At 65.2% G+C, this 1,467-nt stretch carries 2 protein-coding genes and 1 pseudogene; all 3 read right to left on the minus strand.

What is annotated here, in order from left to right; translation table 11 throughout:
• A pseudogene (locus tag AC1DWI_RS22905) lies at nucleotides 1–240 on the minus strand (hypothetical protein); the annotation flags it as partial.
• A 69-nt stretch (nucleotides 241–309) separates the two neighbouring features.
• On the minus strand, nucleotides 310–594 hold the full coding sequence (locus tag AC1DWI_RS22910) for a hypothetical protein (protein ID WP_477668039.1): 285 nt from the start codon (nucleotides 592–594) through the stop codon (nucleotides 310–312).
• Nucleotides 595–600: 6 nt separating this feature from the next.
• The coding region (locus AC1DWI_RS22915) for an ABC transporter permease (protein WP_477725881.1) at nucleotides 601–1,467 on the minus strand (867 nt) is incomplete at its 5' end.

Below are 1,467 nucleotides of genomic sequence, written 5' to 3' on the forward strand. Positions count from 1 at the left end.
GGGCACAACGTCCGTGCGGGCCGCCAGCGGTGGGAACGGGCTGTTGGCGCCATGCACGCCCGCACCCTGCCCGACCGGTATGTCAAACGCCGGCCCTGCCGCGGCAGGTTTGCCGCCATTCGCCAGCGGTGAAGACAGCGTTTGCGCCGAAAGGCCTGCAGCGGCCAGCAGCGTGCTGCAGGCCAATGCCCACCTCAGTCCGTAAAGGCTTGGTGTGCGAGGGCGAAAAGAGGCAGTCATGCAGTACTCCAGAAAATCCAGAAAAAAGGTGAGGCCACTTCAGGGGTGTCCCGGTGACGTCAGTGGACGTCAATGAACGTGTTTCATCCCGCAGTATTTGCCGACGGCCAGGCCTTTGCAAGCGGCCTGCAGCTCTTTTTCACAAACTTCGTCTTTCTTGCCCGATTCCAGGCATTTGGCGGCGTTTTCATGGGCGGCGGCCATGGCGCGGTGGCGCTGGATGTCTTCCTTGGTTTCCTTGTCGTTGTGCTGCGCATGGGCCAGCGAGAACGTGGCGCTCAGGGCCACCGCCGCAAACGCGGCCGCAACAGGAGACAGGGTGAGGAATTTTTTGATGGAAGAGAGGTTTGTCATAAGAAGTTACCTTGATTGGAGAAGTTCAAACACACTGATCCGGTAGGCTTCCCAGGCAGGCAGCAACGCAGACGCCAGCGCCACACCCAAAGCCAGCACCGGCACACTGACCAGCTCGACCGGCCATGACAGCGCACCGATCAGGACCGATTTTTCAAGTTGCAGCGCCCAGGCCAGCAGCGCCGTCAGCCCCTGCCCCGCCAGCACCCCCAGCACGGTGGCCAGCAGCGCCAGCCATAGCGCTTCGCACAGCAGCAGGCCGGCCACGCGGGCCGGTGGCGCACCCAGCATGCGCAGCAGCGCCAGGTCGGCCCGGCGCTCACGCACGGCGCCCCACAGCGCGATGAAGACACTCAGGCCCGCCGTCAGCAGCAGCACGCCGGCCAGCGCACGCAGCACGTCGGTGCCCACACCCACCATGCTCAAGAGGCGCGTGATCTCCAGCGCCGGCGCCGCAGCCTGCATCTCGGTGCTGCTGTTGATGTAGCGCGGAAAGGTCACGGCCGCCAGCGGCGTCTTGTACTGGATCAGCGCCAGCGTGATTTCGCGTTCCTCTTCCAGCACCTTGCGGTCGTCGTCGTCCAGCGCGGTGTCGGTTTCATGCACCTGCCAGACGGACTCGGTGGCCGTCAGCACCAGGCGGTCCAGCACGGTGTGGCTGCCGGCCAGGATGCCCGACACCACATAGGGGCTCAGCTTGTGCTCTTCACCGCCGCCGCCCAGGCCGTGTGTGCCGGTAAAGCTGTCGCCCACTTTCAGGCCGGTCTGCTGCGCCACCTGCGCGCCAATGACGGCCTGCATGGGCCTGGACCACAGCGCGCCCTGTGCCAGCTGCGCGTCGTAATGGTGGATGTAGTCGGGCGTGGTGCCCAC

It is taken from the genome of Polaromonas sp. P3_C2 (genome assembly GCF_056402675.1).

Bases quoted from the DNA above. Each gene is read 5' to 3' on its own strand.
- AC1DWI_RS22910 (WP_477668039.1), bottom strand. From the start codon at position 594: ATGACAAACCTCTCTTCCATCAAAAAATTCCTCACCCTGTCTCCTGTT.